The organism is Bradyrhizobium sp., from assembly GCF_019244115.1.
Taxonomy (GTDB): Bacteria; Pseudomonadota; Alphaproteobacteria; order Rhizobiales; family Xanthobacteraceae; genus Bradyrhizobium.
On the sequence record NZ_JAFATE010000360.1, the window covers coordinates 1 to 6,379 of the forward strand.

Genomic DNA, 6,379 nt, shown 5'->3' on the forward strand with positions numbered 1-6,379 from the left:
CTCTGGAATACTGGATCGCCCGGTCGAGCCGGGCGATGACGGATGAGGGTTGGTCATTGCGAGCGAAGCGAAGCAATCCAGACTGTTTCCGCGGGGGAAGTCTGGATTGCTTCGGCGCGTTGCGCCTCGCAATGACGGGCTGCGCGGCAAGCCTCTCAGGACTGCACGTGCGCGATCTTTTCGGTAACCACCTTTTTCTTGCCCCGCGCGCGCCAGTTCTCGAACCGCTGCACCACGACGAAGAACGCCGGCACGAACAGCACGGCGAGGCAGGTCGAGGCCAGCATGCCGGAGAACACGGTGATGCCGATCGATTTGCGCGCATTGGCGCCGGCGCCGGTCGCCAGCACCAAGGGCAGCACACCGAGGATGAAGGCGAACGAGGTCATCAGGATCGGGCGGAAGCGCGCGCGGGCGGCTTCGACGGCGGATTCCAGCAGCGGCCTGCCGTCGCGGACGTGCAGTTCGAGCGCGACCTCGACGATCAGGATTGCGTTCTTGGCCGACAGCGCGATCAGAAGGATGATGCCGATTTGCGTATAGAGATTGTTCTCGATCCCAAGGCTCGTCAGCACCGCCATTGGTCCGAGCAGCGACAGCGGCACGGCGAGGATGACCGAGATCGGCGCGTACCAGCTCTCATACTGGCCGGCCAGCACCAGATAGACCAAGAGCATGGCAAGGCCGAACACATAGTAGATCTGGTTGCTGACGATCTTTTCCTGGTACGACATCGCCGTCCAGTCATAGCCGGTGCCGGGCGGCAGCGTCTTGTCGGCAATCTCCTCCATCAGCTTCAGCGACTGGCCGGAGGAAAAGCCCTGCGCCGGCAGGCCGATCACGGTCGACGACGGATAGAGATTGTAGAGGCTGATCAGGGACGGGCCGACCGACGGCGTGATCTTTGCCACCGTGCCGATCGGGACCATGTCGCCGTTCTGGTTGCGAACCTGCATGTTGGCGATGTCGCGCTCGGTCAGGCGGAACTGCGAATCGGCCTGGGTGTAGACCTGGAACACCCGGCCGAACTTGTTGAACTGGTTGACATAGGAGGAGCCGAGATAGGACGACATCGCCGAGAACACGGCATCGGTCGTGACATGCAGCGTCTGGGTCTTGATGCGGTCGATCTCGACGTCGAATTGCGGCACGTTGGCGCGGAACGGCGACTGCACGCGCTGCAGCGCGCTCTGGCTCTGCGCATTGGCGACGAGCGCGCCGGTGACGGCCTGCAGCGTTGCGAAATCCGTGCTGCCGCCGCGCAGTTCGACTTGCATGGCAAAGCCCGCCGCATTGCCGATGCCCTGGATCGGCGGCGGCGGCAGCACAACGATTTTGGCCTCCTCGATCTCCGCCATCCGGTCGTTCAGGCCGTAGACCAGCGAACGGAGGTCCTCGCCCTTGCCGCGCGAGTCCCAGTCCTTGAGGATCAGATAGGCGACGCCGGCATTGGCGAGGCTCGCGCTGTTGTCGAGCGCCGAGATGCCGCCGATGGTGACGGCCTGCGCGACACCAGGCGTTTTCCGCGCAATCTCGCTGACCCGGTCGAGCACTTTTTGGGTGCGATCGAGCGAGGCGCCGTCCGGCAGCTGCACCGCGGCGATCAGATAGCCCTGATCCTCGATCGGCAGGAAGCCGGTGGGCACGCGGGAGAGGCCATAGAAACCGATCCCGATCAGGATCAGCGCCGCGATCACCGAGATCCCGCTATGGGCGACCAGGTGACCGATCAGCCGGCCGTAGCCGCGCTCAAGCCGACCATAGACGGAGTTGAAACCGCGATAGAACCAGTTGCGCTGCGCGAGCGGAACGGGCGGCCGCAGCCACAGCGCGCATTGCGTCGGCTTCAGTGTCGCGGCGTTGATCGCGCTGAGCAGGGCGGTCGCGGCGATCACGAGCGCGAATTGCGCGTAGATGCGTCCCGTCAATCCCGGCAGGAAGGCCGCGGGCAAAAATACCGAGATCAGCACCAGCGTGATGCCGATGATCGGTCCGAACAGCTGGTCCATCGCCCGGATCGCGGCATCGTGGCCGTTCATGCCCTGCTCGATATTGTGGGCGGCGCCCTCGACCACGACGATGGCGTCGTCGACCACGATGCCAATCGCCAGCACGATCGCGAACAGGGTCGACAGGTTGATGGTGAAGCCGAGCGCCGCCATCGCCGCAAACGCGCCGATGATGGTGACGGGCACGGTGGTGGTCGGCACCAGCATCGCACGCCAGTCCTGCAAGAACACCAGGATCACGATCAGCACCAGGATGCCGGCCTCGAACAGCGTCTTGTAGACTTCGTGGACGGAGGCGCTGACGAATTTCGTGGTGTCGAACGGCGTGTCGTATTTGATGCCTTGCGGAAACGCCTTTGCGAGCTCGGCCATTTTCTGCTCGACCGCCTGCTCGACCTGGAGCGCGTTGGCGCCGGGCGACTGGAACACGCCGATGCCGGCGGCGGGCTGGTTGTTGAGCGAGAAGGTCTGGCTATAGGTCTGGGCGCCGAGCTCGACGGAGCCGACGTCGCGGACGCGCGTGACGTCGCCATTGCTGCCGGTCTTGACGATGATGTCCTCGAACTCCGTGGTGTCGTCGAGCCGGCCATTGACGTTGAGCGTGTACTGGAAGGCCTGTCCCGGCGGCGTCGGCGGGCTGCCGACCTGGCCGGCCGCGACCTGCTGGCTCTGCTGCTGGATCGACTGGATGACGTCCTGCGGCACCAGGCCGCGGACCTGCAGCTTGTTCGGATCGAGCCAGATCCGCATCGAATACTGCCCCGCGCCGAACACCGTGACGTTGCCGACCCCCGGCAGGCGCGCCAGCTCGTCCTTCAGATTGATGGTCGCGTAGTTGCTGAGATACAGGCTGTCGTATTTCGAGTCGGGCGAAGTCAGCGTGACGAACAGCAGGATCGAGGTCGATTTTTTCTGGACGGTGACGCCCTGGTTCTGCACCGTCTGCGGCAATTGCGCCAGGGCGCTGGAGACGCGGTTCTGCACCAGCACCTGCGCAAAATTGAGGTCGGTGCCGATCTTGAAGGTCACGGTGAGCGAATAGCTGCCGTCGGAGCCGCTGTAGGACTGCATGTACAGCATGTCCTCGACGCCGTTGACCTGCTGCTCGATCGGCAGCGCGACCGTGTCGATCACGGTTTTTGCGCTGGCGCCGGGATAGCGCGTGGTGACCTGCACGGTCGGCGGCACCACGTCGGGATATTGCGCCACCGCGAGTTCGAACAGTGCGACCCCACCGATCAGCATCATCAGGATGGCGATGACATTCGAGAGGACCGGCCTCTCGATGAAGAATTTCGAGATCATGGCTCTGTCCTACTTTGCGGCCTCGGAGGACGGTGCGAGCTTCTGCAGTTGTGGATCGACCTTTTGGCCGGGAATGGCCCGCAGCAGCCCCGCGACGATCACGTGATCATCGGCCTTCAGCCCATTCTCGATCACGCGCAAGCCGGCATCGAGCGCGCCTGTCTGCACCTTGCGCTGCTCGACGACATTGTCGCTGTTCACCACGAGCAGATATCGGCCGCTTTGGTCGCTGCCAAGTGCGGTATCGGGAACAAGAAGGGCGTTCTTCTCCTCATCCACCGGCACGCGGATGCGGACGAAAAAGCCCGGCAGCAGCACGCGGTCGGGATTGGGGATCACGCCGCGCACGGCCAGGGTCCCGGTCGACTGGTTGAGGGTCGGCGAGGCGTAATCGAGCTTGCCCTGATGCGGAAAACCCTGCTCGGTCTGCAGTCCGATCTCGATCGGGACCTGCCTGAGGTCATTGGGGGTCAAGCCCTTGCGCCTCGCTTCCGCGCGAACCCGCAGCACGTCCTGTTCGTTGACGTTGAAGTTCACGTAGATCGGGTCGAGCGCGACGATGGTGGCGAGCTGGGTCGGCGATGCGGCGCCGACCAGTTCGCCGATCGAGACCAGATGCGCGCTGACCGCGCCATCGAATGGGGCACTCACCTTGGTATAGCCGTAGTTGATCTCGGCGATCTTGGTGTTGACCTGGGCCTGCTGCAGGCTCGCCTGCGCGTTGTCACGGTTGGAGGTCGAGGTGTCCAGCGTTGCCTGCGACACCGCCTGGCGGGCGACAAGATCGCTCTGCCGCCTGAAATCGGCCTCGGCCTGCTTGAGCGTGGCCTGCCCGCCGACTTCCGCCGCCTTCGCCTGCTCGAGCTTCAGCCTGTAGGTTTCCGGCTCGATCGTGAACAGGGTCGTGCCTTCCTTGACGAAATCGCCGTCCTTGTAATCGATCGTTTCCAGGAAGCCTTGCACCCGCGCCACCAGATCGACCGACTTGATCGGCGCGGTGTTGCCGGTCGCTTCGAGATAGCGCGTGACCGGGCGCTGCACGGGAATGGCGACATCGACCTTCGGCGGCGGCGGCGCAACGTAGCTGTTCTGCTCGCAGCCGGCGAGCAGGACGACTACGGCCAGCGCAGCGGACGCACTGATGATGTGCAGCATCCGTCTGCCGTGGCGTTGCTTGGAAGAGCAGGGAAGCTGTGGCTTCATGGCGGACCCCATTTCAATTCTCAGTACACAGCGACAATCCGACGCGGTGGATTTGACAGGGGTCGCGGGATTTCCGCGATTCCCGATACCAACCTCAAATCCGAAACAGCTACTCAAAACCAGAACTTGCCGAAGTTTCCTGTCGTTCGGACCGGCGCGGAGAGCGCACTGCAACCTGGCTCGCGAGGGTCGATCCGGATACCGGCGAGGTCGTACGTATCCTCGGTGACAACCGAGCCGACCATACCATAAAATGGGGATACCAGCGCTTTGCCCAATCGATCATATGCCGTTCGTCAAGAGCCAACGAACGGGCTCGTTTCATCTGCGTCAACTTGGCGAATTGGGATTTTCAAAATGACATACAGAACGTCGACTTTCGCTTGCCTGACGACTGCCATCGTCGTGATGACGGCTTCGCCCGCTTTTTCGCAGGCGCCGACCGAGGCCCAGCGCGACGCCATCCGATCGGCATGCCGCGCGGATTATGAAGCGCATTGCGCGAGCGTGCCGCCGGGCGGCGCCGCCTCGCTGCAATGCCTGCAGAAGAACATGTCGAGCCTGTCATCGGCCTGTCAGAGCGCGGTCCATGCGGTCGAGCCGGCCGCCGCGGCCAAGCCCGAGGCTGCGCCGGCCGCCGCGTCCACAAAACCCGCTGCCGAGACCGCAGCGGCGCCGGCGGGCAAGCCCAGCGATGCCCAGGTCGCGGCGATCCGCAGCGCCTGCCGCTCCGATTATCCAAAAGTGTGCGCCGGCGTGCCGACCGGCGGCGCGGCGGCGCTGCAGTGCCTGGAGAAGAACAAGGCAAGAGTCTCGGCGGCCTGCGGCAAGGCGGTCGGCGCGGTCAGCGCCGGCGGCGCGACCGAGGCGGCTGCTCCCGCCGCTGCCGGTGCGACGACGGCCACGGCACCGGCGGCCGTGATGGTGCTGCGTCCGATGCGCCTGCGCGAAGAGCTGTTCGTGCTGCGTTCGGCCTGTGGCGGCGACGTGCGGTCCTATTGTGCCGGCGTCGAGCCGGGCGGCGGTCGCATCGCGCGATGCCTCGGCACCAATGCAGCTTCGCTGTCGCCGGCCTGCAAGGAGGTGCTGGCGCCGTTCGCGGCACGGTAACGCGCGTCGTCCACACGATCGGCAGCGATCCGTCGCGGGGTACGCCTTCGCCCTGCGATACACGCTAAGATCGCGCTGTGAGGTAAAACAACCTTAGAGAAATAGAAGGATTTCAGTCAAGACTAAACCTTGCCGCTTCCGGCAGGACCAAACATAGGAGAGAAACATGCGTGCATTTTTGTTGGCTGCCTCTGTCACGGCGGCGTTTGCCGGAACCCTGGCCCTCACCACCACCGAAGCCGGTGCGGTGGTCTGCGCCCGTGGGGTCTATCGCGCCGGCTGTGCGGGACCGAACGGGGCGGCTGTCGTCCGCCGTCCCGTAGTGGCGCCGCCGGTGAGGGTCTGCAAGAGCGTGCTGGTGAACGGCGTCTATGTGCGCCGCTGCTATTGATGCGGTTCTCGAGAAGCGAAATGGTCGCGGCGCGTGTGGCAATGCGCGTCGCGGCCATTTTGTCCGGGCAGCAACACGCGATTTGCATTTGAACGCCGCTTTCGATCGGACAACAATCGCCGCCAGGCGCGTGCGCGCAGCGCTGATGGGAGGGACGTCAGATGCTGAAGGAGTTCTTGCCGCCGATGGCGGCTTTCGTGCTTGCCGCGGCTGCCATGATGGGTGCGGCGAAGGCCGACGAGTTGCAGACCGAGATCGCGCCGACCGGCAAGCTGCGGGTGGCGATCGCGATCAGCGCCGCCGGTGGCGCGTTCTGGTCGACGAAGACGGAGCAGGGCTATGCCGGTGTCCCCGTCGATCT

At 64.4% G+C, this 6,379-nt stretch carries 4 protein-coding genes and 1 pseudogene; 3 read left to right on the forward strand and 2 right to left on the reverse strand.

Going from position 1 to position 6,379, the window contains the following annotated elements; genetic code table 11:
• Positions 1-155: 155 nt before the first annotated feature.
• Positions 156-3,314, reverse strand: coding sequence for an efflux RND transporter permease subunit (locus JOZ76_RS15905; RefSeq protein ID WP_291699569.1), 3,159 nt, complete (start codon positions 3,312-3,314; stop codon positions 156-158).
• A 9-nt stretch (positions 3,315-3,323) separates the two neighbouring features.
• Positions 3,324-4,469: an efflux RND transporter periplasmic adaptor subunit gene (locus tag JOZ76_RS15910; RefSeq protein WP_291699571.1), complete on the reverse strand. Its 1,146-nt coding sequence runs from the start codon at positions 4,467-4,469 to the stop codon at positions 3,324-3,326.
• Between the two features lie 396 nt (positions 4,470-4,865).
• Between JOZ76_RS15910 and JOZ76_RS15915 the strand changes: the two genes are divergently transcribed.
• The 3 genes and pseudogenes from JOZ76_RS15915 to JOZ76_RS15925 all read left to right on the forward strand — a co-directional run.
• Entirely contained in the window at positions 4,866-5,627 is a 762-nt protein-coding gene (locus JOZ76_RS15915) for a cysteine rich repeat-containing protein (RefSeq protein ID WP_441300040.1), read from the forward strand.
• Between the two features lie 166 nt (positions 5,628-5,793).
• Positions 5,794-6,018 (forward strand): hypothetical protein, encoded by a 225-nt coding sequence (locus tag JOZ76_RS15920; protein ID WP_291699575.1) that lies wholly within the window; start codon positions 5,794-5,796, stop codon positions 6,016-6,018.
• 215 nt (positions 6,019-6,233) lie between these two features.
• Positions 6,234-6,379, forward strand: a pseudogene (locus JOZ76_RS15925) (amino acid ABC transporter substrate-binding protein); the annotation flags it as partial.